Source organism: Roseateles sp. DB2 (genome assembly GCF_051857535.1).
Taxonomy (GTDB): domain Bacteria; phylum Pseudomonadota; class Gammaproteobacteria; order Burkholderiales; family Burkholderiaceae_C; genus Roseateles_B.
Genome location: NZ_JBPZGY010000026.1, coordinates 1 through 25,023, shown reverse-complemented (window position 1 = coordinate 25,023; position 25,023 = coordinate 1). Strand labels below are relative to the sequence as shown.

23 protein-coding genes are annotated in these 25,023 nt (G+C 70.5%); 20 read left to right on the top strand and 3 right to left on the bottom strand.

Translation table 11 applies throughout. The features are described 5' to 3' along the window. Positions 1–726 precede the first annotated feature (726 nt). Entirely contained in the window at positions 727–1,737 is a 1,011-nt protein-coding gene (locus ACS5PK_RS22085) for a Bug family tripartite tricarboxylate transporter substrate binding protein (RefSeq protein WP_439442429.1), read from the bottom strand. 206 nt (positions 1,738–1,943) lie between these two features. On the opposite strand from ACS5PK_RS22085, the gene ACS5PK_RS22080 reads away from it, so the two are divergent. The 19 genes from ACS5PK_RS22080 to ACS5PK_RS21990 all read left to right on the top strand — a co-directional run bounded on the left by ACS5PK_RS22080 (position 1,944) and on the right by ACS5PK_RS21990 (position 21,794). Continuing rightward, positions 1,944–2,402 (top strand): HIT family protein, encoded by a 459-nt coding sequence (locus ACS5PK_RS22080; RefSeq protein ID WP_439442428.1) that lies wholly within the window; start codon positions 1,944–1,946, stop codon positions 2,400–2,402. 479 nt (positions 2,403–2,881) lie between these two features. Then, the gene (locus ACS5PK_RS22075; RefSeq protein ID WP_439442427.1) at positions 2,882–3,295 is read left to right on the top strand and encodes a gamma-butyrobetaine hydroxylase-like domain-containing protein; all 414 of its coding nucleotides are present in this window, start codon (positions 2,882–2,884) and stop codon (positions 3,293–3,295) included. A 27-nt stretch (positions 3,296–3,322) separates the two neighbouring features. Beyond that, positions 3,323–4,054 carry a bifunctional demethylmenaquinone methyltransferase/2-methoxy-6-polyprenyl-1,4-benzoquinol methylase UbiE gene (ubiE, locus tag ACS5PK_RS22070; RefSeq protein ID WP_439442426.1) on the top strand — a complete coding sequence of 244 codons (732 nt, stop codon included), beginning with the start codon at positions 3,323–3,325 and terminating at the stop codon, positions 4,052–4,054. Between the two features lie 266 nt (positions 4,055–4,320). Further along, positions 4,321–5,277 carry an EpsD family peptidyl-prolyl cis-trans isomerase gene (locus ACS5PK_RS22065; RefSeq protein ID WP_439442425.1) on the top strand — a complete coding sequence of 319 codons (957 nt, stop codon included), beginning with the start codon at positions 4,321–4,323 and terminating at the stop codon, positions 5,275–5,277. A 116-nt stretch (positions 5,278–5,393) separates the two neighbouring features. After that, entirely contained in the window at positions 5,394–6,131 is a 738-nt protein-coding gene (gene epsE, locus ACS5PK_RS22060) for a polysaccharide export protein EpsE (protein ID WP_439442424.1), read from the top strand. A gap of 9 nt (positions 6,132–6,140) precedes the next feature. Continuing rightward, complete coding sequence (epsF, locus tag ACS5PK_RS22055) at positions 6,141–7,562, top strand: chain length determinant protein EpsF (protein WP_439442423.1); 1,422 nt, start codon at positions 6,141–6,143, stop codon at positions 7,560–7,562. Further along, on the top strand, positions 7,559–8,446 hold the full coding sequence (locus tag ACS5PK_RS22050) for a nucleotide-binding protein (RefSeq protein WP_439442422.1): 888 nt from the start codon (positions 7,559–7,561) through the stop codon (positions 8,444–8,446). The genes epsF and ACS5PK_RS22050 overlap by 4 nt, the downstream gene beginning before the upstream one ends. Before the next feature lie 10 nt (positions 8,447–8,456). Continuing rightward, complete coding sequence (xrtB, locus tag ACS5PK_RS22045) at positions 8,457–9,344, top strand: exosortase B (RefSeq protein ID WP_439442421.1); 888 nt, start codon at positions 8,457–8,459, stop codon at positions 9,342–9,344. After that, a complete protein-coding gene (gene epsI / locus ACS5PK_RS22040) occupies positions 9,341–10,027 on the top strand; it encodes an exosortase-associated protein EpsI, B-type (RefSeq protein WP_439442420.1) in 687 nt (228 codons plus the stop codon). Before xrtB ends, epsI begins: the two co-directional genes overlap by 4 nt. A 36-nt stretch (positions 10,028–10,063) precedes the next feature. Next, positions 10,064–11,182: a GDP-mannose 4,6-dehydratase gene (gene gmd / locus ACS5PK_RS22035; RefSeq protein ID WP_439442419.1), complete on the top strand. Its 1,119-nt coding sequence runs from the start codon at positions 10,064–10,066 to the stop codon at positions 11,180–11,182. Positions 11,183–11,201: 19 nt separating this feature from the next. Continuing rightward, the gene (locus ACS5PK_RS22030; RefSeq protein WP_439442418.1) at positions 11,202–12,152 is read left to right on the top strand and encodes a GDP-L-fucose synthase family protein; all 951 of its coding nucleotides are present in this window, start codon (positions 11,202–11,204) and stop codon (positions 12,150–12,152) included. Beyond that, complete coding sequence (locus ACS5PK_RS22025) at positions 12,149–13,633, top strand: oligosaccharide flippase family protein (protein ID WP_439442417.1); 1,485 nt, start codon at positions 12,149–12,151, stop codon at positions 13,631–13,633. The genes ACS5PK_RS22030 and ACS5PK_RS22025 overlap by 4 nt, the downstream gene beginning before the upstream one ends. After that, the gene (locus ACS5PK_RS22020; RefSeq protein ID WP_439442416.1) at positions 13,626–14,921 is read left to right on the top strand and encodes a glycosyltransferase family 4 protein; all 1,296 of its coding nucleotides are present in this window, start codon (positions 13,626–13,628) and stop codon (positions 14,919–14,921) included. Before ACS5PK_RS22025 ends, ACS5PK_RS22020 begins: the two co-directional genes overlap by 8 nt. 16 nt (positions 14,922–14,937) lie before the next feature. Beyond that, a complete protein-coding gene (locus tag ACS5PK_RS22015; protein ID WP_439442415.1) occupies positions 14,938–16,281 on the top strand; it encodes an O-antigen ligase family protein in 1,344 nt (447 codons plus the stop codon). Between the two features lie 40 nt (positions 16,282–16,321). Continuing rightward, on the top strand, positions 16,322–17,656 hold the full coding sequence (locus tag ACS5PK_RS22010) for a hypothetical protein (RefSeq protein WP_439442414.1): 1,335 nt from the start codon (positions 16,322–16,324) through the stop codon (positions 17,654–17,656). After that, on the top strand, positions 17,656–18,519 hold the full coding sequence (locus ACS5PK_RS22005; RefSeq protein WP_439442413.1) for a glycosyltransferase family 2 protein: 864 nt from the start codon (positions 17,656–17,658) through the stop codon (positions 18,517–18,519). The genes ACS5PK_RS22010 and ACS5PK_RS22005 overlap by 1 nt, the downstream gene beginning before the upstream one ends. Beyond that, positions 18,516–19,634 (top strand): glycosyltransferase family 4 protein, encoded by a 1,119-nt coding sequence (locus ACS5PK_RS22000; RefSeq protein WP_439442412.1) that lies wholly within the window; start codon positions 18,516–18,518, stop codon positions 19,632–19,634. The genes ACS5PK_RS22005 and ACS5PK_RS22000 overlap by 4 nt, the downstream gene beginning before the upstream one ends. Continuing rightward, on the top strand, positions 19,631–20,812 hold the full coding sequence (locus ACS5PK_RS21995) for a glycosyltransferase family 4 protein (protein ID WP_439442411.1): 1,182 nt from the start codon (positions 19,631–19,633) through the stop codon (positions 20,810–20,812). Before ACS5PK_RS22000 ends, ACS5PK_RS21995 begins: the two co-directional genes overlap by 4 nt. Beyond that, positions 20,793–21,794 (top strand): acyltransferase family protein, encoded by a 1,002-nt coding sequence (locus ACS5PK_RS21990; protein ID WP_439442410.1) that lies wholly within the window; start codon positions 20,793–20,795, stop codon positions 21,792–21,794. The genes ACS5PK_RS21995 and ACS5PK_RS21990 overlap by 20 nt, the downstream gene beginning before the upstream one ends. On the opposite strand, the gene ACS5PK_RS21985 is transcribed toward ACS5PK_RS21990, so the two are convergent. Continuing rightward, positions 21,775–22,908, bottom strand: coding sequence for a glycosyltransferase family protein (locus tag ACS5PK_RS21985; protein ID WP_439442409.1), 1,134 nt, complete (start codon positions 22,906–22,908; stop codon positions 21,775–21,777). The two genes, ACS5PK_RS21990 and ACS5PK_RS21985, sit on opposite strands and share 20 nt — an antisense overlap. A 3-nt stretch (positions 22,909–22,911) precedes the next feature. After that, a complete protein-coding gene (locus tag ACS5PK_RS21980; RefSeq protein WP_439442408.1) occupies positions 22,912–23,679 on the bottom strand; it encodes a WecB/TagA/CpsF family glycosyltransferase in 768 nt (255 codons plus the stop codon). 183 nt (positions 23,680–23,862) lie between these two features. On the opposite strand from ACS5PK_RS21980, the gene ACS5PK_RS21975 reads away from it, so the two are divergent. After that, positions 23,863–24,870 carry an NAD-dependent epimerase gene (locus tag ACS5PK_RS21975; protein WP_439442407.1) on the top strand — a complete coding sequence of 336 codons (1,008 nt, stop codon included), beginning with the start codon at positions 23,863–23,865 and terminating at the stop codon, positions 24,868–24,870. The last annotated feature ends 153 nt before the right edge of the window (positions 24,871–25,023 follow it).

The window sequence follows — 25,023 nt, the reverse complement described above, 5'->3', positions numbered from 1 at the left end:
TGGCCAGCTACTTGGGCTGGTTCCGTGCTCTGGACCGGTCAGCTCAAACGCCTCGCCAGCCCGCGCCGTTCCTGGCTCTGGCAGTCGGGGCTTGAGGCGTCTCGAAGCAATGCGCAAAGAGCCTTCTTTTTTGGGGTGAGCACCTTGAGTGTTTGGTGCTGTGTGTGAGGGCCCGGCTGCTGCGCAGCGGGCCTTTTCTTTTTTTTGGGGTGAGCACCTTGAGTGTTTGGTGCTGTGTGTAAGTGCCCGGCTGCTGTGCAGCGGGTCTTTTCTTTCCTGCGGGGAGCAGTTTGCGTCTTTGGTGGGCTGCCTAAGTTTTTGGGCGCGAGCTTTGTTCTGGCGACGCCGTGCTCAGTGCCTCGCCTGGCTTCAGCCCCGCCCGCAGCTGGGCGCCTTGTGGGGTGCCGAGGAGCGCAGCGGCCCGGGGCAGCGCGCGTCAGCGCGCATCGTGATCTGACTGGGCGCGTTTGTCCGAGCGCAATGAGCGCAGCGAATGGAGCGAGTTACGCGCCCGCTCCGGGCCGCGAGCACCGCAGGGGAGCCGGCCTGCAGGGCCGGCCGCCCCACACGAAGCCCGGCTGCGGGCGGGGCTGAGGCTGGGCCGCGCCAGCCGTCGCACCGCTGCAGGCCCGTCGCCCCTGGCGCACCCAGCACCCAGCACCCAGCACCCAGCACCCAGCACCCAGCACCCAGCACCAGGCGGAGCGCAGGCGTCGGCAGCGGGATTCATTCAGCAGTGATGTGACGGGCCTTGATGAGAGCGTGCCAGAACTCGGTCTCGCGCTGGATGTGCCGGGCCAGAGCAGCGCCGTCGCTGGGGGCGACTTCGAGGCCGAAGTCCTCAAGGCGGGCCTTCACCTCGGGCACGGCCAGGGCCTTCTGCAGCTCGCTGCCCAGGCGCTGGACGATGGGCTCCGGCGTGCCCTTGGGCACGAAGAGGCCTTGCCAGGCCGAGAGCTCCACGTCCTTGATGCCCAGCTCGGCGAAGGTCGGCACATCGGGCAGGGTGGCCACGCGCTTGGCCGAGAGCACGGCCAGGGGCTTGAGCTTGCCGCTGCGGAAATGGGGCAGGGCCGCCGCGGTGTCCAGCACGCCCATGGGCACGACGCCCGCCAGCATGTCCTGCGTGGCGAAGGCGGTGCCGCGGTAGGGCACGTGCACGATGAAGCTGCCGGTGCGCTCCTTGATCAGCTCCATCGCCAGGTGGTGAGGGCTGCCGACGCCCGGCGAGGCATAGCTGAACTTGCCCGGGTTCTTCTTGACCAGGTCCAGCCATTGCGCCGCGCTGCTGATGCCGGACTGCGGATTCACGCTCAGCACCAGCGGGAAGCGGGCCATGAAGCCCACGGGCACGAAGTCGCTGACGGCATAGGGCAGTTTGCGGAACAGCGCGCCGTTGAAGACCATCACGCCGTTGTCGCCGCTGAGCAGGGTGTAGCCATCCGGCGCGGACTTGGCGGCGTTGTCCGTGCCGATCTGGCCAGCAGCTCCGGGGCGGTTGTCGATGACCAGGGTCTGGCCCAGTTGCTTGCCCAGCTGCGGCGCGAGCTGGCGGGCCAGGAAATCCGAACCACCGCCAGCGGGATAGGCCACGACCCAGCGAACAGGCTTGGAAGGCCAGGTGTCGGCCAGCACGGCCGGGGCGCCAAGGGCCCAGATGCTGAGTACGGCGAGCGCGCGCAGGGTCTGGCGGCGGGAGCGTGAGGCGGTCGTGGGCATGGGATGGCGCTGGGGCATGGGATCGTCTCCTGTGGTCTGGTCTGTTTTGCCTTGGCGGTGGATTCTGGCGCAGCCGGCCCGCGGGCGCCTGACGGCGGCGGCCGGGTCTGGCGGGAAGCTGGGGGCAGCGCCTTGCGAAGGTCTTGCGAGGGTTTTGCGAGGGTCTTGCGAAGAGCCTGCGCGATACTGCCTTGATCCCAAGATCCTGAAGCCGAGGTCCTGCCATGAGCACCGCCATTTCCCAGCCCCAGTGCCCCTTGTGCCGCGAGGCCGGCGGCCTGCCGGTGTTCGAGGCTCCGCAGTGGCGCCTCATTCGCGCCCACGAGCCGAGCTTCCCGGCCTTCTACCGCCTGATCTGGCAGGATCATGTGGCCGAGTTCAGCGATCTCGATGCCTCCCAGCGCCAAGCCTGCATGGAAGCCGTCTGCGCCGTGGAGCAGGTGCTGCGCGAAGCACTGCAGCCGACCAAGATCAACGTCGCCAGCCTGGGCAATGTGGTGCCGCACCTGCATTGGCACGTGATCGCACGCTTTGACTGGGACAGCCATTTCCCCAATCCAGTCTGGGGTGCTGCCGTGCGTGAGCTGATCGAACCGGCGGAACAGCGCCTGCCCCTCCCGCTGCAGGAACTGGATCAGCGCATGAGCCAGCGCCTGCAGCGGCTGCTGGCTTGCGCGCAGTGATGAGCAGGGCCGTGCTTGTCACAGTGTGCAGGGCTGTGTGAACGGAGGGCGCCTGGGCAATCGCCTGGATCCCCCATGCCCAGGGGCCTGGCTGGGGTCAGGCCTTGCCCGGCGTCCCGCCGCGGCGCTTGCATCCGCACACAAAGTGGCCCTGTCAGAGCTAACGGTCTGAAAGGTCTTACAGCTTGCTGCAATCCCCCTGTCGGGCGATGCTTCGCCTGCAAGTCAGCGCCTATCGGCGCAGGCCTGCGGATCCCTCCTCTTAGGCCCCGCTCGCGCGGGGCCCTTTTTTTGTGGGATCAGCTTTTTGTGGGATCAGCTCTGAATTCACCCTGGCGCCTCGCTGCGATGCCGTCGTGGCGCGCCGCCCCGGCCCAGTGTTGCCAGCCTTCAAGCACTCTGCCGTCCGCCTGGCCTTGCACGGCAGCGCCAGCCCACCGGGCTACACTGGAGCCCCCAAGGTTTTCTCATCCCTTCCCATGGCTGGCCTCAGCGCAGCAAGCCCCCTGCCCACCGACATCACCGTGCACCAGCAGTCCCGCCGGCTGGAGATCGCCTTTGACGATGGCGCGCGCTTCTCCATCCCCTTCGAACTGCTGCGGGTGCTGAGCCCGTCGGCAGAGGTCAAGGGCCATGGACCGGGCCAGGAAGTGCTGCAGACCGGCAAGCGGGACGTGCTGATCGAGGCCCTGAGCCCCGTGGGCCATTACGCTGTCCAGCCGCGCTTCTCGGATGGTCACGACAGCGGCCTCTACACCTGGGACTATCTCTACGAGCTGGGCCTGCGCCAGGACGCGCTGTGGGCCGAGCACCTCGCCCGGCTGGCCGCGGCCGGCCTGGACCGCGACGCGCCCATGGCGCCCAAGGGCGGCGGCCACTGCGCCAGCCACTGAACCCGCACCTCGAACCGGACACGACCCATGAGCAGCACCCACTTCGGCTTCCAGACCGTCGACGAGCAGGAGAAGGCCGGCCGCGTGCGCGGCGTCTTCGATTCGGTGGCGTCCCGCTACGACATCATGAACGACCTGATGTCCATGGGCCTGCACCGCGCCTGGAAGGCCTACACCGTGGCCGTGGCCAACCTCAAGGAAGGCGACCGCGTGCTGGACATCGCCGGCGGCACGGGCGATCTCTCCCGCGCCTTCGCCCGGCATGTGGGCAGCACCGGCATGGTGGTGCACACCGATATCAATGAGGCCATGCTGCGCACCGGTCGCGACCGCCTGCTCAACGAAGGCCTGGTCCTGCCTACCAACCTCTGCGATGCCGAGAAGCTGCCCTACAAGGATGCCAGCTTCGATCTCGTCAGCGTGGCCTTCGGCCTGCGCAACATGACGCACAAGGACCTGGCCCTGGCCGAGATGTGCCGCGTGCTCAAACCGGGCGGCCGGCTGCTGGTGCTGGAGTTCTCCAAGGTCGCCGCCCCCCTGCAGAAGCCCTATGACTGGTACAGCTTCAAGGTCCTGCCCAAGCTCGGCCAGATGATCGCGGGTGACGCCGACAGCTACCGCTACCTGGCCGAGTCCATCCGCATGCACCCGGGCCAGGCGGAACTCAAGGCGCTGATGAAGCAGGCCGGCTTCGGCCATGTGGACGTGCACAACCTCAGCGCCGGCGTCGTGGCGCTGCACGTCGGCATCAAGTGCTGAACCCAGGCTGATCCACCCGGCGGCTGCGGATGCGGTCTCCCCCGGGCACGGGTGCGGCGCTGCACTGAACGCCAGGAAGTCCACAAAAGCGCCTACCTTGCCGCCTTTTGCTGGGCATGAATGCCTCTGCAGGCCCCTGGAGCCTCGTTACACTCGCCCGGTACATGCCAGGCCGCGCGGCGGTCTGGCGCTGCACGTCCCGCAGGCTTTCATGCGGGCAGGGCAGGCAAGGATGCAGCAAGGTTTGGAGCGCTATGAAGACGACGATGCAGAGGGTCTCATTCCTGGGCTTGACGCGGGCAGCCGGTACGGCCGTGGCCCTGGCCGCCCTGCTGGCGGCCTGTGGCGGCGGCAAGGGTGATGCCACGCAGACGGCCGCCAAGGTCAACAAGGAAGAGATCACCGTCCACCAGATCAACCAGCTGCTGCAGCGCCAGCCCGGCCTCAGCGAGAAGCAGACGGACGCCCTGTCCCGCCAGTTGCTGGAGCGCCTGATCGACCAGGAGCTCTCCGTGCAGAAGGCCCAGGACCTCAAGCTGGACCGCGATCCGCGCGTGGTGCAGCAGATCGAGGCGGCCAAGCGCGAGATCCTGGCACGGGCCTATGCCGAACGCATCGGCGAGTCCGTCAGCAAGCCCAGCGCCGACGAGATCGCGAAGTTCTACAACGAGAAGCCGGCCCTGTTCAAGGAACGCCGGGTCTACAGCCTGCAAGAGATGAGCATCGAGGCCACGCCCGATCAGTTCGAGGGCCTGCGCCAGCGTCTGCAGGGCTCGCGCAACCTCTCCGAGTTCGCCGAGTACCTCAAGGGCGCGGGCATCCGCTTCAACGTCAACGAGGCGGTGCGCCCCGCCGAGCAGCTGCCGCTCAACAGCCTGGATACCATCGCCCGCATGAAGGACGGCGACACCGCCGTGCAGGTGACGTCCTCCGGCCTGCAGTTGCTGCATCTGGCCACCTCGCGTCTGAACCCGGTGGACGAGGCGACGGCCCGCCCGGCGGTCGAGGCCTTCCTGGTCAACCAGCGCAAGGCCGAAGCCATCCAGCGGGACCTCAAAGCCCTGCGCGAGGCCGGCAAGATCGAGTACCTGGGCAAGTTCGCGAACAAGCCGGCCACCGCGGCCTCGGCGGCCTCGGCGCCCGCCGCCGTCGTGCCCGCTTCGTCTGCGTCCACGGCCGAGGCGCCGGCCAGCGACGTCGCCAAGAGCCTGGGGCTGAAGTGATGCGGGCCGCGCTGTTGGCCTGCGGCCTGATCCTTGGGGCACTGCTGGGCACAGGCGTCCGCGCGCAGGCGCCCGCCAGCTCGGCGAGCGCCGCCAGCACCCCGCAGGTGCCGGGCATGGCTGCCACCACCGAGTACCGGCTGGCGGCCGGCGACGTCATCCGCATCAGCGTCTACCAGAACCCCGACCTGACCCTGGAGACTCGCGTCTCCGAGAGCGGCGCGTTGTCCTATCCCCTGCTGGGCAGCGTCAAGCTGGGCGGCCTGAGCCTCAGCCAGGCCGAGCAGCTCATCGCCGATGGCCTGCGCAATGGCAACTTCGTCAAGCAGCCCTCGGTGACCATCGTGGTGCTGCAGGTGCGCGGCAACCAGGCCAGCGTGCTGGGCATGGTCAACCGCCCGGGTCGCTATCCGCTGGAGATGGGCGACACCCGCCTCTCTGACCTGCTGGCCGCGGCCGGCGGCGTGACGCTGGCGGGCTCGGACACCATCGTGCTGAGCGGTCGCCGCCAGGGCAAGCCCTATCGCCTGGAGGTCGACCTCCCCAGCCTCTTCGCTGCCCAGGGCCGCGAGCAGGACGTGATCGTGCAGAACGGCGACGTCCTCTGGGTGGACCGTGCTCCCATGGTCTATATCTACGGCGAGGTCAACCGCCCCGGTGCCATGCGCCTGGAACGCGGCATGACCCTGATGCAGCTGCTGGCAGCCGGCGGCGGCACCACGCAGCGCGGCACGCAAAAAGGCATCACCGTGCATCGCCGCGGGGCCGACGGCAAGGTGCAGGTCCAGCGCCCCGAGATGGACGAGTCCATGAAGGAAGGCGATGTGGTCTATGTCCGCGAGAGCCTGTTCTGAAGGATGCCGGTGAACCTGACCCAGCTGATCCCCATCCTTCTTGCTCGCTGGCGCACGGCGGCCGCAGTGTTTGCGACCCTGGTGCTGGTGGTGCTGGCCGTCACCCTGGCCACGACCAGCAAGTACACCGCCACCGCCTCGGTGGTGGCCGACGTCAAGCCGGACCCGGTCTCCGCCATGTTCATGCAGAGCGCGGTGACGCCGGCCTATATCGCCACCCAGGTCGACGTGATCCGCAGCGAGCGCGTGGCCCAGCGCGTCGTGCGCAACTCCGGCCTGGCTGACAGCGCCGAAGTGCGCGCCCAGTGGCTCAAGGCCACCAAGGGCGAAGGCAAGATCGAGGCCTGGCTGGCTGACACCCTCCGCCCCGGCCTGGAGGTGAAGCCCTCGATGCAGTCCAGCATCATCGAGGTGTCCTACAAGGCCCCCGATCCGCGCATGGCGGCCAATATGGCCAATGCCTTTGTGCAGGCCTATATCGAGGTGACCCTGGACCTCAAGGTCGATCCGGCGCGCCAGTACCGCAGCTTCTTCGACACCCGGGCCAAGGAGGCGCGCGAGCGCCTGGAGGCCGCGCAGGCCAAGCTCTCGGCCTTCCAGAAGGAGAACGGCATCATCGCCACCGATGAGCGCCTGGACGTCGAGAACACCCGCCTCACCGAACTGTCCACGCAACTGGTGACGCTGCAGGCGCTCAGCGCCGAGTCCAGCAGCCGCCAGAACCAGGCCGCCACCTCGGGCGACCGCATCCAGGAGGTGCTGGTCAACCCCGTGATCGGTTCGCTGAAGTCCGACCTCAGCCGCGCCGAGGCCAAGCTGCAGGAGCTCAATGCCCGCTATGGCGACAACCACCCGCAGGTGGTGGAGGCCCGCGCCAACATCGCCGAGCTCAAGTCCCGGGTCGAGGCCGAGGTCAAGCGCGTGACCGGTGGCGTGGGCGTGGCCGCCACCATCAACCGCGCTCGCGAGGCCGATGTGCGTGCCTCGCTGGAGGCCCAGCGCGGCAAGCTGCTGCGCATGAAGGCCCTGCGTGACGAGGGCTCGGTGCTGCTGCGTGACGTCGAGAACGCCCAGCGTGCCTACGACGCCATCCAGACCCGCCTCACCCAGACCAACCTGGAAAGCCAGACGACGCTGTCCAACGTCAACATCCTGACCCAGGCCGAGCCGCCGCTGGCGCCGTCCTCGCCCAAGACCTACCTGAACCTGCTGGTGAGCGTCTTCCTGGGCACGGCCCTGGGCCTGCTGGCCGCGGTGATCCACGAGCTGCTGGATCGCCGGCTGCGCAGCCCACAGGACCTCGCCGGGGTCGCGGACCTGCCGCTGCTGGCGGTGATTCCCCGCGCCGAGTCGCCGCAGGGCAGGGCCTGGTGGCAGCGCCTGCGCAGCCTGGGCAGGCGTTCGGCCGTCAAGAGCAAGGCTGCCGCATGAACGAGTCCCTGACATCCCCAGGCCTGGGCGGGGCCCGCGAGCCGTCCATCGGCGCCCTGATCAGCCAGACCCGCAATCTCAGCGCCGAGCAGGTCGAGCAGGTGCTGGCCTACCAGCGCCAGCACGGCCTGCGCTTCGGTGATGCCGCCGTGCAGCTGGGCTTCGCCAGCACCGACGACGTGCTCTTCGCCCTGGCTCAGCAGTTCCAGTACCCGGTCGCGCCCAGCGCGGGGCCGGCCCTGAGTCCCGAGCTCGTCAGCCTCAGCCAGCCCTTCGGCCCGCAGGCCGAGGCCTTTCGTGCGGCACGCAGCCAGCTGCTGATGCGCCTGCAGCAGGAGGGCCGCGAGCGCCGCGCCCTGGCCGTGGTGAGTCCCGAGCCGGGCGATGGCAAGAGCTTCTTCTGCGCCAACCTGGCCGTGGCCCTGGCCCAGCTGGGCGGCCGCACCCTGCTGATTGACGCCGACATGCGCGGCCCCCGCCAGCATGAGCTGTTCCGGCTCGAGACCGAGGGCGAGGGCGGCCGCGAGGGGCTGGCCGACGTGCTCTCGGGCCGTGCCGGCCAGGGCGTGATCCGGCAGGTGGCGGGCGTGCCCAGTCTCTTCGTGCTGCCGGTGGGCACACCGCCGCCCAATCCCCTGGAGCTGGTCGAGCGCCCCGCCTTCGGCCTGCTGCTGCGCGACCTGCTGGGCCGCTTCGACCACGTGCTGATCGACACGCCGGCATCCACCCTGGGCTCGGACAGCCTCGTGATCGCCGCTCGCGCCGGTGCTGCCGTGGTGCTGGCACGGCGTCATCAGTCGCGCATGGCAGCCCTGCAGGACCTGGTGGGCGGCTTCTCTCACAGCCCGGCCGAGATCCTGGGCGTGATCATCAACGAGCACTGAAGGGCCGCGCGTGGTGAGTCCGGCCCAGGCCGCCCCCCGCAGCGTTTGGCAGGACCTCGCGCAGCTGCCGCGACCCGTGCGCCCGGTGCTGGCCTGGCTGCTGCTGGGCTGGGTGCTGCTGTTTGGCCTCAGCTATCGCGACCTCTTCCATGGTCTGTGGGCCAGCGACGAGCAGGGCCACGGCCCCATGATCCTGGCCGTGGGCCTGTGGCTGCTGGCGCGCCGCCTCATGCCCTTGCGCGAGGCTCGCGGGACGCCCTGGGGCCTGCTGCCCCTGGGCCTGGGCCTGGCGGCCTATGTGCTGGGGCGCTCGCAAGCCATCTGGACGCTGGAGATCGGCGCGCAGCCCCTGGTGCTGGCCGGCCTGGTGCTGCTCTTCCTGGGCAGGCGCGGCCTGCGCCTGGCCGCCTTCCCACTGTGCTTCCTGCTCTTCATGATCCCCTGGCCGGGCGATTGGACCGCAGCGCTGACCACGCCGCTGAAGATCGCGGTGTCCGGCGTGGCGAGCCAGCTGCTGTACTGGGCGGGCTATCCGGTGGGCCAGGCGGGCGTGGTGCTGACCGTCGGCCCCTACCAGCTGATGGTGGCCGATGCCTGCGCCGGCCTCAATTCGCTCTTCACCCTGGAGGCCCTGGGCCTGCTCTACATGAACGTGATGCAGCACACCGCCGTGTGGCGCAACACGGTGCTGGCGCTGCTGGTGGTGCCCATCTCCTTCGCGGCCAATGTGCTGCGCGTGCTGGTGCTGGTGCTGGTCACCTACCACTTCGGTGACGCGGCCGGCCAGGGCTTCATCCATGGCTTCGCGGGCCTGCTGCTGATGGTGGCGGCCCTGTTGCTGATCATGGCGGCCGATGGCCTGCTGGGCCGCCTGGCGCGCTGGCGGGGCTGGCCATGAAGGCACAGCGCCGCGCCCTGCTGCTGGCCGCTGCGATGGGCAGCACTGCGCTGCTGGGCGAGCGCGCACGGCCGCGCCGCTTCCTGGCGGACGAGCAGCCCCGCCTGCCCCTGGCCCGGCTGGTGCCAGATCACTTCGGTGAATGGGTGTTGGACCCCACGGTCGCACCCCTGCTGCCCGACCCGCAGCAGCAGCAGGTCATTGCCGACACCTATGACGAAGTGCTGGCGCTGAGCTTTCGCAATGGCCGGCGCCAGCTGATCATGCTGAGCCTGGCCTATGGCAGGAACCAGCACAAGGGCATGCTCATCCATCGCCCCGAGATCTGCTATCCGGCGCAGGGCTTCCAGCTGGACCAGGACGTCTTCGATGCCACGGTTGCCCTGGACAGCGGCCCGCTGCCCCTCAAGCGCCTGGTGGCCAGCCAGGGGCGGCGCCATGAGCCCATCAGCTACTGGGTGGTGGTGGGCGAGCAGCTCACCGCCTTTGGCTACCCACACCGTTGGACAGCCCTGCGCTATGGCCTGCAGGGCCTGATACCGGACGGCGTGCTGGTGCGCGTTTCCTCGCTGAGCGCCGACAATGCCGAGGGCTTCGCGCTGCAGGCCGCCTTCATCCGCGACTGGGCGCGGGCGCTGGGCCCGGCCGCGCGCCTGCGCCTGCTGGGTCGCGGCCATGGCTGAACCCATGTCTTGGACACCTGCTTTGTGGATGCACGCATGAGCTTAAAAAAAGCGCTGATCACCGGCGTCACCGGCCAGGACGGGGCCTACCTGGCTGAACTGCTGCTGGGCAAGGGCTACGAGGTGCATGGCATCAAGCGCCGCGCCTCGTCCTTCAACACCGACCGCATCGATCATCTCTACCAGGACCCGCACGTCAGCAACCAGCGCTTCATGCTGCACTACGGGGATCTGACGGACAGCAGCAACCTCATCCGCATCATCCAGCAGGTGCAGCCGGACGAGATCTACAACCTGGCCGCCATGAGCCATGTGGCGGTGAGCTTCGAGATGCCCGAGTACACGGCCAATGCCGACGGCCTGGGCACCTTGCGCCTGCTGGAGGCCATCCGCATGCTGGGCCTGGAGTCGAAGACCCGCTTCTACCAGGCCTCCACCTCCGAGCTCTACGGCCTGGTGCAGGCCAGCCCGCAGCGCGAGAGCACGCCCTTCTATCCGCGCAGCCCCTATGCGGTGGCCAAGCTCTACGCCTACTGGATCACCGTCAACTACCGCGAGGCCTACGGCCTGCATGCCAGCAACGGCATCCTCTTCAACCATGAGAGCCCGGTGCGCGGCGAGACCTTCGTCACCCGCAAGATCACGCGGGCGATGGCACGCATCGCGCTGGGGCTGCAGGACTGCGTCCACCTGGGCAATCTCTCGGCCTTGCGCGACTGGGGCCATGCCCGCGACTACGTAGACGCCATGTGGCGCATGCTGCAGCAGCCCCAGGGGGACGACTACGTCATCGCCACCGGTGTGCAGCACAGCGTGCGCGAGTTCATCGCGCTCGCGGCGGCGGAGCTGGGCCTCACGCTGGCCTTTGAAGGGCAGGGTGTGGACGAGGTGGCGCGCGTCGTCGCCGTCAGCGGCTCGCAGGCGCGTTGCCGGGTGGGGGATGTCATCGTGCGGGTGGACCCGCGCTACTTCCGTCCTACCGAGGTCGAGACCCTGCTGGGCGATGCCTCCAAGGCGCAGGAGCGCCTGGGCTGGCGTGCCTCCACCTCGCTGACCGAGCTGGTGCGCGAGATGATGGCGGCGGACTACAGCGCCGCCCAGCGTGACGAGCTGGTCAAGAGCGCCGGCTATCCGGCCTATGACGGCCATGAATGAAGCCCGGCCCGAGGTCTCCATGAACAGCATGCCCAGCGATGCCCGCATCTTCGTCACCGGCCACCGCGGCATGGTGGGCTCGGCCCTGCTGCGGCGCCTGCAGGCGCGCGGCTACACCCAGGTCCTCACCCGCACGCGGGCCGAGCTGGACCTGCTGGACCAGGCGGCCGTCTACCGCTATCTGGTCGAGCACCGACCTGACTATGTCTTCATCGCCGCGGCCAAGGTCGGTGGCATCCTGGCCAATGCCACCGAGCGCGCCGACTTCCTCTTCCAGAACCTGCAGATCGCGCTGAACCTCATCCACGGTGCCCACCGCGCCGGCATCCAGCGCCTGCAGTTCCTGGGATCGAGCTGCATCTACCCGCGGGACTGCCCTCAGCCCATCCGCGAAGAGTTCCTGCTGAGCGGCCCGCTGGAGCCGACCAACGAGCCCTATGCCATCGCCAAGATCGCCGGTGTCAAGCTGACTGAGAGCTACACCCGCCAGCACGGCCGCCAATACATCAGCGTGATGCCCACCAATCTCTACGGCCCGGGCGACAACTACGACCTCCAGACCAGCCACGTCCTGCCCGCCCTGATGCGCAAGGCCCATGAGGCCAAGGGGCGTGGCGATGCTTCGATCACCGTCTGGGGCAGCGGCACGCCGCGGCGCGAGTTCCTCTATGTCGATGACCTGGCCGAGGCCTGCGTGCACCTGATGGAGAGCGGCTACGACGGCCCGCTGATCAACATCGGCTGTGGGGAGGACCTCAGCATCCGCGAGCTGGCCCAGACCGTGGCCGAGGTGGTGGGCTTCCAGGGCGAGCTGGTCTTCGACAGCAGCAAGCCCGACGGCACGCCGCGCAAGCTGCTGGACATCTCTCGCCTGCGGGCCCTGGGCTGGCAGCCGCGCACGCCGCTGCGTGCGGGCATTGCCGAAACCTATGCCCAGGCCTGCGCCGCAGGCTTCGACGCACCTCGATGAGCCGCGCGCGCCAGGCCCTCTCAGGCGTGCGCTGGGGCGCGCTGGGCCTGCTGTTCAACACGGCGGCGCAACTGGGCCTGATGGCCTGCATGGGCCGCCTGCTGACGCCGGCCGACTTCGGCCTGATGGCCCTGGCCCTGGCCGCCCTCAACCTGCTGGCCTATGTCAGCCAGTCCGGCCTGGCCCCGGCCCTGGTGCAGCGGTCCGAGTTGGACGTCCTGACCCAGCGCCTGGCCTGGACGCTGGCCCTGCTGCTGAGCCTGGCCTGCGCGGCCCTGACCGCACTCCTGGCGCCCCTGGTGGCGCGGTGGGCCGGGCAGGCCTCGCTGGCCGCGGTGCTGCAGGTGCTTGCCCTGCAGCTGCCCCTCAATGCCATGGCCCTGGTGGCAACGGCCTTGCTGCGCCGCCGCCTGCGCTTCAAGGCCTTGGCAGCGGTGGATGGCGCGTCCTATGCGCTGGGCTACGGCCTCGTCGGCCTCGCCACGGCCTGGGCGGGCTGGGGCGTCTGGGCCCTGGTGGCGGCGCAACTCGGCCAGGCCCTGCTGCAGGCCGGGCTGTCGCTGGCCTTGGCCCGACCCGATTGCCGGCCCAGCCTGCAGGGCGACTGGCGTGGCCTGCTGGGCTATGGCGGGCGCCACGCCCTCATCGGCCTGGTCGAGCTGGTGGGGGGCAACGCCGATACGGCTGTCATCGGCCGAGCCCTGGGTGATGCCAGCCTGGGCCTCTACAGCCGCGCCCGCCTGCTGGCCCAACTGCCCACCGAGAAGCTGGCGGGCATCGTCGGCCGGGTGCTCTTCCCCCTGCTGGCCAGTACGCAGACCGAGCGCGCCCGGGTGGGCGAGGTGCTGGGCCTGGGCGTTCTGCTGATCGGCGGACTGGGCGCCGCGCTGAGCCTGGGCGTCAGCGCCGCGGCCCAGCCCCTGGTGCTGCTGCTGCTGGGGCCGCAGTGGCAGGCTGCGGTGCCGCTGCTGCAGGGGCTGGCCCTGGCCGTGCCCTGGATCTTCATGTCCAACGTCGCCGGCATCACCTGCGATGCGCTGGGCTGGCTGGGCCCCAAGCTGCGGCTGCAGGCGGCCGTGACCTTGCTGCTGTGTCTGGGCCTGGCCCTGCTCGTGGGGCAGGGGCTGCGCGTGCTGGTGGGCTTTCTGGTGACCGTGGAAATGCTGCGCTGGGCGGCCTACCTCGGGTGGCTGCGGGGCCCGCTGCAGATGCGAGCGGGCGATCTGCTGCGCATCCATGCCGCTGTGCTGGGCAGCGGCCTGCTGGTCATGCTGGCCGTGTCCGGCGCCCTGGCCCTGTGCCCTGCGGCGCCGGTCCTGCTGCAGGTGCTGGTGGCCGTCGCTGCCGGCGGTCTGGGCCTGGGCCTGGCTGCCATGCTTGCGCTGTGGGGCTGCCGCGACACGGCCGCCCTGCAGCTGGCCCAGCGTCACTGGCCCTGGTTGCTGCGCTGGACCAGGGCGAAGGAGGCGGCGCATGGATGAGCGACCGCAGCCGGATGACGCCCCCGCCTTGCACATCGCTCTGTGCGGGCCGGTGGCCGGCGCCGAACTGGCGCCGCTGATGGGCTTGCCGCCCGCGGCCCTGCCGCGCGGCTACGAGGGGGCGCCCCTGCTCCTGACCCTCGTGCAGGCCTGGCTGGCCGCCGGCCATCGAGTCACGGTGGTCACGCTCAGCGGCGATCTCCCGCTGGCGGGCCCTTCGCGCGAATTTGCCTCGGCGACGCAGCCACGCCTGCGCGCCGTCTTCTGCCCCTTGCGCCCGCGCGCCTGGCGGCCGGTGCAGGGCCGGCCGGGGCGCATCCTGGACTTCTATCGCTGCGAGCGTCGCGCCCTGCTGGCGGCCCTGCGTGCCGCAGCGCCGGACGTGGTCCATGCCCACTGGGTCTACGAATTCGCCTGGGCGGCGCTGGACAGCGGCCTGCCGACCCTGGTCACCAGCCATGACTCGCCCTGGGTGGTCGCCCGCATGAACCGCTGGGCGCGGCCCACGGTGAGTCTCTACCGCGCCCTGCGGGTGGGCATGGCGCGGCAGGTGCTCAGGCGGGCGCCGCCGCTGAGCGTGGTGTCGCCCTATCTGCAGGCCGAGCTGGCGGCGCACGGGGTGCCGGGGGCCGTGGTGATCCCAAATCCGGTCGCACCGCAGGCCCTGGCCCTGGGGCGTGACCGCCAGCGTGGCGAGGCCTTGCGCATCGCCATGGTCTGCAACGGCTGGGACGCGCGCAAGAATCCGCAGGCCGGCTTGCTGGCCTTCGCGCGGGTGGCGGCGCGCGAGCCGCTAGCCGAGCTGCATCTCTTCGGGCATGGCTTCGAGGCCGGCGGTCCGGCCGCCCGTTTCTGTGAGACACAGGCTGAGCTCAGGCCGCTGCAGCCGCGCATCCACTGCCATGGGCCGCTGCCCCACGCGGCCCTGCTGGCACGGTTGTCCGGCCTGGACCTGCTGCTGCACCCGGCCCGCGAGGAGACCTTCGGCATGGCCATCGCCGAGGCCATGGCCCTGGGGCTGCCGGTGGTGGCCGGCCGCGCGGCAGGGGCCGTGCCCTGGGTGTTGCAGGCGCCGGAGTGCCTGGCGGATGTCGAATCCGCCGACGACCTGGCCCGGGCCCTGCTGGCCGTGGCCGAGCCGGCGCGCTATGCGGCCCTGTCGCGCTCGCTGCGGGGCGCGGTGTGCCAGCGTTTCGCCGCGGAGGCCGTGGCCGCGACCTATGTGCAGCATCTGCGTGACATCCTCCGTTGCGAGGAGCCTGCTTCCGTCTCGACCCCCTCCGCTTGAGTCACACTGGCGCCCCATGGATGCAAGCCTGCTGTTCCTTCTGAGCCTGCCCCTGCTGGTCGCCATGCTCCTGGCCGCCGGCGGGGTGGTGCTGCTGCTGGGCAGCATCCAGTCCCTGGTGATGGGCGTGGCCCTGGTGCTGGGCACGGCCCTCGTGGATTCCCTGCAGAGCGGCCAGCCCCTGCTGCACATCGGCCTGGCCCTGTACCCGGGCGACCTGATGTGCCTGATCCTGCTGCCGGCCGCGCTGGTGCGCTGGCTGCGCCCCGGCGAGCGGCCTGCCATCCCGCTGGGCTGGTGGATGTTCAGCGGCGCCGTGATGCTCAGCCTGGGCCAGGGCCTGCTGAGCTTCGGCACCAAGGCCGGCGTGCAGGTTCGGGATTACTTCTATTTCGTCGTGGTGGCCAGCTATGTGATGAGCTTTCCCTACCGGCCAGAGCTGCTGCAGCGCCTGCTGTCCTGGCTGGCGGGCCTGGGCGGCGTGCTGCTGCTGCTGACCACCTACCGCTGGATCGTCTATTACACCCCCATTCCCAGCCTGCTGCCGCCGGGGGGCGTCTACAACATTGACGGGCCCATCCGCGTGATCTGGTCCAACGACGCCCTGCTGCTGGGCCAACTGCTGATCGGCGCGCTCTACTTCGCCGATGCAGCGCCGGCCCTGCGCACCCTGCGCCTGTGGGTGCCGGTGCTGCTGGGCTATGTGCTGGCGCTGCAGCACCGCTCGGTGTGGGGCGCCGTGCTGGTCGGTGCACTGAGCCCGCTGCTGAGCGGCCGCCGCGCGGCCTCGGCCTGGCGGCAGCTGGGCCTGTTCGCGCTGATCCTGTCGGTGGTGGTGCTGCCCCTGATGCTGGCCCCCAGATCGGAGCTGGCAGCGCAGATCGGCCAGTCGGCCCAGCGCGCGGTGCGGGGCCAGGACACCACGGCCGAACGCCTGCAGAGCTGGGGCGTGATCCTGCGGCGCTGGGTGGACCTCGGGCCCCGCTCCATCGCCATCGGCAATCCCTTCGGCACGGACAACTCGCGCTACGTGATCGACAGCGAAGGCACGCCGCGCCTGCTGGAATACGGCGCCCACAATATGTACGTGCAGACCGTCTTCAACACAGGCCTGCTGGGCCTGGCCGGCTTCGTGGCGACCCTCGTGGCGGTGCTGCGCGGCCTGCGCCGCCGGATCGCGGCGGACCCCACCCAGCCGCTGCCGGTGCTGCTGTTCACCCTCACCGTGACCCTGGTGGTCTACTTCGTGCCCTACGGCGTGACCTATGTGCAGGGCCTGTGGCTGGGCCTGGGCGCCACCTGCGCCGCGGTGGCGCGGGCGCCGGTGTCCTGGCGGGGAGGGCGGCATGCGGTGGCCTGAGCGGCAGGCGGTCCCGGGGAGGCAAGACCTGACCCCAAGCTTGATCCACCGCCTGGTCCATCGTCTGATGCGCCTGCTCAGCGCTGCCCTGCTGATCGTGCTGGGCACCATGCCCTCGGCCGCCGGCACCGACCCCTATCTGCAAGCCACCCAGGGCCGCAGCCAGACCATCACCCCTGCCTTCTTCGGCACCCACTTCCATCGCCTGGAACTGGGCTTGCCGGACGATGAGGGCCGCACGCGCTGGCCGCAGCAGCCCCTGGGCCATCTGCGCCTGTGGGATGCTCAAACCACCTGGTTCAACCTGCAGCCCGCACCGCAGACCTGGCAGTTCGAGCGGCTCGATGCCTATGTGGCCGCCGCCGAGTCGGCTGGCGCCCGGGTGCTGCTGACCCTGGGCATGACGCCCGCCTGGAACTCCACACGTCCCGACGAACCCTGCCCCTACACCCAGGGCTGCAGCGCCGAACCCCGGGACCTCACGGCCTGGCAGGACTATGTGCGCACGGTGGCCCGGCGCTACGGCACGCGCATCGCGGCCTATGAGCTGTGGAACGAGCCACTGCTGTCCGAGCTGCCCCGGGACCGCGGCCAGCGCGGCTTTTACACCGGCAGCGTGCACCGCCTGGTGGCCATGGCCGAGGCTGCGCGCCAGGCCCTGGACGAGGTCTCGCCCGGCACGCCTCTGTGCACGCCGGGCTTCACCAATGGCGTGGACCGCCTGGCCTTGTTCCTCTCGGCCGGTGGCGAGCGCCAGGTGCAGGCGCTGTGCTTCCATCTCTATGCCGAGAGCAACCTGAAGCTGGCGCAGACCCTGGTCAGTCTCCAGCGTCTGCAGCGCGAGCGGGGGCTGGGCGCGCTGCCGATCTGGAACACCGAGACCGGCGTGGAGGTGGCCGCGCCGGGTGAGAAGCTCCTCGGCGGCGTGGTGACCGACTGGGACAGCGCCGCCACCCGTCTGGCCCAGGCCCTGGTGTTGAGCGCGGCGGCCGGCGTGGAGCGCTTCTATCAATACGCCTGGGACAACCGGCGCAGCGGCCTGGTCGACGACCAGGGCCGGCCGCGCCCCGCACTGGCCGCATTTGCCCAGGTCCAGGACTGGCTGCTGGAGCGCCGTGTGGGTCCCTGCCGCCAGCCCTGGCTGAACCGGCCGGGCCTGGTGGCCTGCCGGACCCAGGGTGCCGACGGTGTGCACTGGCTGCTGTGGCACACGGGCGCCGAGCCGCTGCGCCTGCGTCGCCCGGTGCTGGCCCGCGCCCTGGGTGCCCGCGAACTGCGCGATTCGCCAGAGGCGGGCCGTGCCGGCCCCGGTGATGTCATCGCCATCGGCCAAGCCCTGGTGCGCCTGGCCGTGGCGGAAGGAAAGCCCCGCTGATGCGTTCCCTGTGCGTGCTGATGAGCTGCTTCAACCGGCGGGACAAGACCTTGGCCTGCTTGGATACGCTGGCGCCCGAGCGCCTGGCACTGCAGACGCGGGGCATCGACCTGCAGGCCGTGCTGCTGGACGACGGCAGCACCGACGGCACGGCCCAGGCCGTGGCCGCCGCCCATCCCTGGGTCTGCGTGGTGCGCGGGCCGGGGCAGCTCTACTGGTGCCGGGGCATGCACGAGGCGCAGCAGCATCCGCTGGCGCGCGCGGCGGACTGGCAGCTCTGGCTCAATGACGATGTGCTGCTGGAGCCGGGCTTTCTGCCTCGGCTGCTGGACTGCGAGCAGGCGCTGCGCCAGCAGGGGCAGCTCGGCCTCGTGGTCGGCGCCACACGCGATGCGCGCACCGGGCAGCTCAGCTACGGCGGCGAGCGCCGCCTGAGCCGCTGGCGGCGCTCGCGCTTCACCCTGGTGGCGCCGTCCGATCAGCCGCTGCTGTGTGATTCGATGAACGGCAATATCGTGCTGCTGCCCCGCGAGGTGCGCGAGCAGGTGGGGGATCTGGACCCTGCCTTCGAGCACGCCATGGGCGATACCGACTACGCCCTGCGCACCCGTGCGCTGGGCCTGGGCGTATGGCTGGCGCCGGGCTTCATGGGCTGGTGTTCGGACAACCCGCGCACAGGCAGCTACCACGACCGCAGCCTGCCCTGGGAACGACGCTGGCAGTTGATGCTCTCGCGCAAGGGCCTGCCCTGGCGCTCCTGGCTGCGCCTGATGCGCCGTCACATGGGCCTGGCCTGGCCGCTCTTTTTCGTCTGGCCCTATCTGCGCCTGCTGCTGGAACGCTGGCGGAGGCCGGCCCCATGAGCGGCACGCCCCAGCGCCTGCGCGTGGCCGTGCTGAGCAATGCGCCGGTGCCCTACCGCACACCCATGTGGGCCCGCGTGGGCCGGCACTTGGATCTGCAGATGGTCTACTGCACCGAGCCTTGGGTGGACCCGGCGCTGCAGGAGCAGGGGCGGGGCTATGGTGTGCACGTGCTGGGCGGCGCCAGCTGGACGGGCGCGCGGCGTTTTCTGCATGTGGATCCCGGCGTCTGGCGCCTGCTCAGCCGGCTGGCCCCTGACGTCGTGGTCACCACCGGCTTCATCCCGACCTTTGTGCTGGGCCAGCTGTGGGCAGCCCGGCACGGCCGGCCCCATGCCGTGATGAGCGACGGCAGCTGGCACCAGGAGCAGAGCTTGAGCGGACTGCACCAGCGCCTGCGCGCTTTTGTCTATCCGCGGGCCGCGGCGCTCGTCGGGGCGGGCACGGGCACGCTGAGGGTGTTCCAGCACCACGGCGTGGCGCCGCAGCGCTGCTTCCTGGCGCCCCTGTGCGTGGACAACGAGCGCTTCGCCGCCGCGGCACAGTCGGCCACGCGGGAAGCGGACCTGCTCTTCTCCGGCCGCCTGGTGCCGCACAAGCAGCCGCTGATGGCGCTGGACATCGCGGCCGGCGTCGCGCGCCGGCTGGCGCGCCGCGTGCGCCTGCGGGTACTGGGCGACGGGCCGCTGCGCGAGGACTTGCTGCGCGCCGCGGCACGGCTGTCGGAGCAGGTCGAGCTCCAGTGCCTGGGCTACCGTCCGCAGGCCGAGCTGCCGGCCCTCTATGCCAGCGCCGGCCTGCTGCTGTTCCCGACCCAATGGGAGCCCTGGGGCCTGGTGGCCAACGAGGCCTGCGCCGCGGGCGTGCCGGTGCTGGTCAGCGAGGTCGCGGGCTGTGCCGGTGATCTGGTCCTGGACGGCGTGAACGGGCGGGTCCTGCCCCTGCGCCTCGAGGACTGGGTGGAGGCCGCCTGCACGCTGCTGCAGGACGAGCCCCTGCGCCGCCGTCTGGGCGCGGCCGCACAGGCGCGGGTGCAGGAGGGCTGGACCTTCGATCGCGCCGCGCAGGGCTTTGTGCAGGCCATGGACTGCGTGCAGCGGGGGCGGGAGGCATGAGCGCCAGCCCCTCGCGCAAGACCTGCCCCGCGGTGCTGCTGGTGCACAACCGCTACCAGCAGCCGGGTGGCGAGGATGCCGTCGTGCAGAGCGAAGCGGCCTTGCTGGAGAGCCGCGGCCACCGCGTGCTGCGCCACGAAAGGCACAACGATGAGCTGCACGGCCTGCCACGCTGGCGCGGCGCCGCGCAGGCCTTCTGGTCCACCGCCACGACGCGCGAGCTGGACCGCCTCATCGCCGGGCAGGGCCCCGACATTGTGCACGTGCACAACACCTGGCCCCTGATCTCGCCCTCGGTGTTCCGGGCCGCCCGGCGTCACGGCCTTCCCGTGGTGCTGACGCTGCACAACGCCCGCCTGGTCTGCCCCCAGGCCCTGATGCTGCGGGACGGCCGCCCCTGCACGGACTGCGTAGGCCGGCTGCCCTGGCGCGGCGTCGTGCACCGCTGCTACCGCGACAGCGCCCTGGAGACGGCCCTGGTGGCTGGTGTGACGCAGCTGCACCGCCTGCTGGGCACCTGGGCGAGCCAGGTCAGCCGCTACATCGCGCTGAGCGAATTCGCCCGCACGCTGTTCATCCGGGGCGGTCTGCCGGCCGAGCGCATCGTGGTCAAGCCGCATTTCGTGGACAGCCCGCCGGAGCCGGATCCATCCGAGCCGGCCAGGCGCGGCCTGCTGTTCGTGGGCCGTCTCGCCGAGGAAAAAGGCCTGCAGTTGCTGGCCCAGGCGGCCGATGCCCTGCCCGCGGGCGAGCGCATCACCGTGATCGGCGACGGTCCCTTGCGGACGGCGCTGCAGTCCCATCCGCGCCTGGTACTGCTGGGGGCGCTGCCTGCGCCGGACGTGCAGGCGCACATGCGGCGAGCTCAGGCCCTGGTGCTGCCCAGCCTCGCCTTCGAGATGTTCCCACGTACGCTGGTGGAGGCGGCTGCCTGCGCCCTGCCCGTGCTGGCGGCGAACCACGGCCCCATGCCTGAGCTGGTCCAGCAGGCGCGGACGGGCCTGCTCTTCGAGCCCGGTGATCCGGCCGCCCTGGCCGCGGCAATGCGGCGGGTGCTCGACAGCCCCGAGGACGCCCGCCTGTGGGGCCAGGCTGCCCGCCAGCACCAGCGCATGCACTGGAGCGCCGATGCCAACTATCGCCAGCTCAGTCAGCTCTATGAAGACCTGCTCCGCTGACGCTCAGGATGCGCGGCTTGGCAATCTGCAGGCCCTGCGCGCCGTCGCCGCGCTGGCGGTGGTGCTGTTCCACGTCATCGAGGCCGCGGGTCACCAGCAGCGGCCGGTACAGGCGCTGGCGCCGCTGTGGGGCTGGGGCGCCTGGGGCGTGGACCTGTTCTTCGTGCTGTCCGGCTTCGTGATGGTCTACACCCAGCAGCGGCGCCCCCGCACGGCCGCGCGCTTCCTGGCCGACCGGCTCTGGCGCATCGTGCCGCTGTACTGGCTGCTGACGCTCGCGGTGCTGCTGCTGCAGGCACTGCGCCCCGGGCTTTTTCACGGCGCGCTGGCGGATGGCCGGCAGGTGCTGGCTTCGCTGGGCTTTGTGTCCGGCGCCTGGCTGGGGCGGCCGCCGGTGCTGTGGCTGGGCTGGACGCTGGAATGGGAGATGGCTTTCTATGCCCTCTTCACGCTGGGCCTGCTGCTGCCCTGGCGGTGTGGGCCGGCACTGTGCGTGGGCCTGGGCCTGGCAGGCCTGATCGCGCTGGGTGCGGATGCGCTGGGGCTGGAGTTCCTGCTGGGCATGGGCCTGGCCGCCCTGCATCGCCGGCTGCCGACCCGGCGGCCCTGGGCGCCCTGGCTGCTGGGTCTGGGTGCGCTGGGTCTGCTGGCCTCCCTGGGGCAGCCGGCCCCTGCGCTGCGCCTGTGGCACTGGGGCCTGCCCTGCGCCCTGCTGGTGATGGGTGCCCTGGGCCTGCGCCAGACCCGCTGGGCACCGGCACAGCGCTTGGGGGATGCCTCCTACAGCATCTACCTGATCCAGGCGCTGAGCATTCCCGCCCTGTACCGTCTGCTGCACCTGTGGCCGGGCTTGGATGCAGACTTGGCGGCGCTGGGCGTGATCGCAGGCACGGGGGTGGCCGGGCTGGCCTGCCATAGGCTGGTGGAGCGGCCGCTGTTGCGCCTGCGAGGGCAGTCCGCCGTCAGCCTGCCCAGGCCCTGACCACCTGCGGGATCTCGTCCTCGGGCCGCACGCCCGCATGGAAGATGCGCGGGGCCGGCGGGGGCAGACGGCGGCCGTGGCTGCGTGCCTCGCGCAGGTCCGCGGCGATGCGAAGCATCTCGCTCACGCGGTGGTACTGTGTGTGTGCGCACAGCACGTAGTCGCGGGCCGCGCGGCCCATGGCGCGCAGGTCCTCCCCAAGCGCCAGCGAACGGTCGCACAGGCGCAGCAGGTCGGGCAGGTCGTCATAGAGCGCCCAGTGCTCGCCCTCGCGGGCCAGTCGATCCACGCCTTGCAGGCGGCAGTCCAGCAGGGGCGTCGCGCTGGCCATGGCGATGTAGGGCCGGTCGGAGAGGTAATAGGGCGCCCGGCCGCCAGGAAAGCCCCCCAGTTGCAGGCGGCCCTGGGCCATGGCCTGGTGCTGGTCGGCAAAGGGGACCGGGCCCTGCCAGCCGGGCTGGCCCTCCCAGCCGCGGCCAAAGAGGCCGAAGCGTGGTCCATAGCGCCGGGCGAGGGCCTGCACCATGGCCCGGCGCTGGCGGGCGGCACGGTTGATGGGGTTGAAGGGATTGCGCCCTGCGTGCTGGCTCCCGATGAAGACCACGTCAAAGGGCGGCGCCTCCTGCTGTGGCGGAGGGGCTGCGAAGCGCACCTGGCAGGCGCCATGCGGCATCAGCACCACATTGCGCGCACCGGCGGCGGTGACCGCATCGGCCACCGGCCCCAGGGCGGTGAGGAAGTTCAGGTCGGCCGCGGCGCAGGCCTGGCGCAGGCTGGCCGGGGTGCGGTGCATCCAGCGGCCGAAGGCGTCGCCGCTGCTGCACAGCACCAGCAGCTCCGGGCAACGCTGGCGGGCCGCGCTCAGGAAGGGCCGGGGATCGGGCAGGGGGCCGTGGTAGCACTGGAGCCACAGTGTGTCGTAGCCCTCGCGGGCGATGAGGTGCAGGGCCTGTGCAAAGGCCAGCTCGGTGGCCTGCGGGGTGGACTCCGGGCCCAGATAGGGCAGGGCCTGTGCCGCCTGCAGCCGGCCTTGTTCCACCAGGCGCAGCAGGCCCTGGTGGTAGCCCGGCTGGTCTGCCACCGTGCGGCCCTGCAGCAGCATCAGCAGGCGCATGGCTTAGCTCCCGCGCAGGCGTCGCAGCAGGGCCCCAGGCAGGGCGGCCAGGCACAGACCCAGGAACTGGCTGTTGCCGATGAGGTAGCGCTTCCACAGGCGGCCGGGCTCCTGCGCCAGCCGGTACAGCCACTCCAGGCCGCTGCGCTGCATCCAGGCTGGGGCGCGCGTCTGCGTGCCGGCCAGCAGGGGGAATGCGTAGCCCACGCCCAGGCAGACGGCGTCCAGGCGGGGGGCATGGAGGCGCATCCAGAATTCCTGCTTGGGGCAGCCCAGGCCCACGAAGACCAGGCGGGCACCGGAAGCCCGGATGCGCGCCAGCGCTGCCGCGTCCTCCGGCGGCTCCTCGGGCAACAGGGGCGGCGACTCGGTGCCCGCGATCAGCAGGTCCGGGAAGCGAAGCCGCAGGTTCTGCTCCAGACGGGCCAGTTCCGCTGTGCCGCCGCCATAGAAATAGACCGGCAGCCGCTGGAGCTGGGCCTGCGCCAGCAGGGCCTGCGTAAGGCTGGGGCCGCTGATGCGCTCGACGGTCCGCAGGCCGGCCAGGCTGCGCAGGGCCCAGACCAGGGGCATGCCGTCGGTCAGCACCAGCGTGGCCTCGTCCAGTGCGGCGGCCAGCGCGGGGCGACGCCGGGCCTGAGTGAGCATGTCGACGTTGGCCAGGCACACCGTGACCGAACGGCCCTGCGAGGCCCAGGCCAGCAGCGTCTGCAGCACGCCCTCGACGCAACCGGCATGCAGGCGCACGCCAAAGAGACGTGTCTCCTGCATGGGGAATTCAGTGGCCCGGGAAGCGGGTGGCGGCAGTGGGGACACAGGACGGCGGGTGCGGCGGGCAAGACAGGCCCCACGAACGGGTGAGGCAGGGCTTCGAAGTGTCGGTCAAAATAGCGAGCGCCCGCCCTGGCCATGTCTGGGGCTGTGCCCATGTGCCAACAAATCTCGGGGTTTTGCTTGAAAGTTCTCGTCACCGGTGCCGCCGGTTTCATCGGCATGCACGTCAGCCAGATCCTGCTCGCCCGTGGCGATGAAGTCCTGGGTCTGGACAACCTGAACGACTACTACGACCCGCAGCTCAAGCGCGACCGCCTGGCCCGCCTGCAGGGCCGCCCGGGTTTTCGTTTCGTCCAGATGTCGGTGGAGGACCGCGAGGGCATGGCCCGTCTCTTTGCCGAGGAGAAGTTCGACCGCGTCGTGCACCTGGCCGCGCAGGCCGGCGTGCGCTACTCGCTGCAGAACCCGCACGCCTACATCGACAGCAACATCGTCGGTTTCATGAACATCCTGGAAGGCTGCCGCCACAGCGGCGTGCAGCACCTGGCCTATGCGTCCAGCTCCAGCGTGTATGGCGGCAATGTGCGCATGCCCTTCTCGGAGCACCACGGCGTGGATCACCCGGTGAGCCTGTACGCCGCCACCAAGAAGGCCAATGAGCTGATGGCCCACACCTACAGCCATCTCTACCGCCTGCCCACCACCGGCCTGCGCTTCTTCACGGTCTACGGACCCTGGGGCCGGCCGGACATGGCCCTGTTCCTCTTCACCAAGGCCATCATCGAAGGCCGGCCCATTGACGTGTTCAACCACGGCCAGATGATCCGCGACTTCACCTACATCGACGACATCGCCGAGGGCGTGGTGCGCGTGCTGGACCGCCCGGCCACCGTTGATGAGGGCTACGACGCCCTGGCGGCCGACCCGGCCCGCTCCAATGCGCCTTACCGCGTCTTCAACATCGGCAACCACGATCCCGTGAAGCTGATGGACTTCATCCAGGCCATCGAGCAGGCCGTGGGCCGCGAGGCGCAGAAGAACTTCATGCCCCTGCAGGACGGCGACGTGCCGGCCACGCATGCGGACGTCGAGGAACTCGCCGCCTGGACCGGCTTCAAGCCGGCCATGCCGGTGCCCCAGGGCGTTGCCAATTTCGTGGCCTGGTACCGCGACTACTTCAAGGTGTGAACCTGTCGCCGCCCTCTGGCGGCGGCGCAGGTGACCCGTCCTGAATTAGGTTGACACTCAGAACGGTTGAACAAGGCCGGCGTCAGCCGGCCATCGACGCCCGATGCACTGCATCGGGCGTCTGCATTTTCAGCGACAGATGAGGCCGCTCGT

Bases quoted from the DNA above. Each gene is read 5' to 3' on its own strand.
- ACS5PK_RS22085 (WP_439442429.1), bottom strand. From the start codon at position 1,737: ATGCCCCAGCGCCATCCCATGCCCACGACCGCCTCACGCTCCCGCCGC.
- ACS5PK_RS22080 (WP_439442428.1), top strand. From the start codon at position 1,944: ATGAGCACCGCCATTTCCCAGCCCCAGTGCCCCTTGTGCCGCGAGGCC.
- ACS5PK_RS22075 (WP_439442427.1), top strand. From the start codon at position 2,882: ATGGCTGGCCTCAGCGCAGCAAGCCCCCTGCCCACCGACATCACCGTG.
- ubiE (WP_439442426.1), top strand. From the start codon at position 3,323: ATGAGCAGCACCCACTTCGGCTTCCAGACCGTCGACGAGCAGGAGAAG.
- ACS5PK_RS22065 (WP_439442425.1), top strand. From the start codon at position 4,321: ATGCAGAGGGTCTCATTCCTGGGCTTGACGCGGGCAGCCGGTACGGCC.
- epsE (WP_439442424.1), top strand. From the start codon at position 5,394: ATGGCTGCCACCACCGAGTACCGGCTGGCGGCCGGCGACGTCATCCGC.
- ACS5PK_RS22050 (WP_439442422.1), top strand. From the start codon at position 7,559: ATGAACGAGTCCCTGACATCCCCAGGCCTGGGCGGGGCCCGCGAGCCG.
- epsI (WP_439442420.1), top strand. From the start codon at position 9,341: ATGAAGGCACAGCGCCGCGCCCTGCTGCTGGCCGCTGCGATGGGCAGC.
- gmd (WP_439442419.1), top strand. From the start codon at position 10,064: ATGAGCTTAAAAAAAGCGCTGATCACCGGCGTCACCGGCCAGGACGGG.
- ACS5PK_RS22030 (WP_439442418.1), top strand. From the start codon at position 11,202: ATGAACAGCATGCCCAGCGATGCCCGCATCTTCGTCACCGGCCACCGC.
- ACS5PK_RS22025 (WP_439442417.1), top strand. From the start codon at position 12,149: ATGAGCCGCGCGCGCCAGGCCCTCTCAGGCGTGCGCTGGGGCGCGCTG.
- ACS5PK_RS22020 (WP_439442416.1), top strand. From the start codon at position 13,626: ATGGATGAGCGACCGCAGCCGGATGACGCCCCCGCCTTGCACATCGCT.
- ACS5PK_RS22015 (WP_439442415.1), top strand. From the start codon at position 14,938: ATGGATGCAAGCCTGCTGTTCCTTCTGAGCCTGCCCCTGCTGGTCGCC.
- ACS5PK_RS22005 (WP_439442413.1), top strand. From the start codon at position 17,656: ATGCGTTCCCTGTGCGTGCTGATGAGCTGCTTCAACCGGCGGGACAAG.
- ACS5PK_RS22000 (WP_439442412.1), top strand. From the start codon at position 18,516: ATGAGCGGCACGCCCCAGCGCCTGCGCGTGGCCGTGCTGAGCAATGCG.
- ACS5PK_RS21995 (WP_439442411.1), top strand. From the start codon at position 19,631: ATGAGCGCCAGCCCCTCGCGCAAGACCTGCCCCGCGGTGCTGCTGGTG.
- ACS5PK_RS21990 (WP_439442410.1), top strand. From the start codon at position 20,793: ATGAAGACCTGCTCCGCTGACGCTCAGGATGCGCGGCTTGGCAATCTG.
- ACS5PK_RS21985 (WP_439442409.1), bottom strand. From the start codon at position 22,908: ATGCGCCTGCTGATGCTGCTGCAGGGCCGCACGGTGGCAGACCAGCCG.
- ACS5PK_RS21980 (WP_439442408.1), bottom strand. From the start codon at position 23,679: ATGCAGGAGACACGTCTCTTTGGCGTGCGCCTGCATGCCGGTTGCGTC.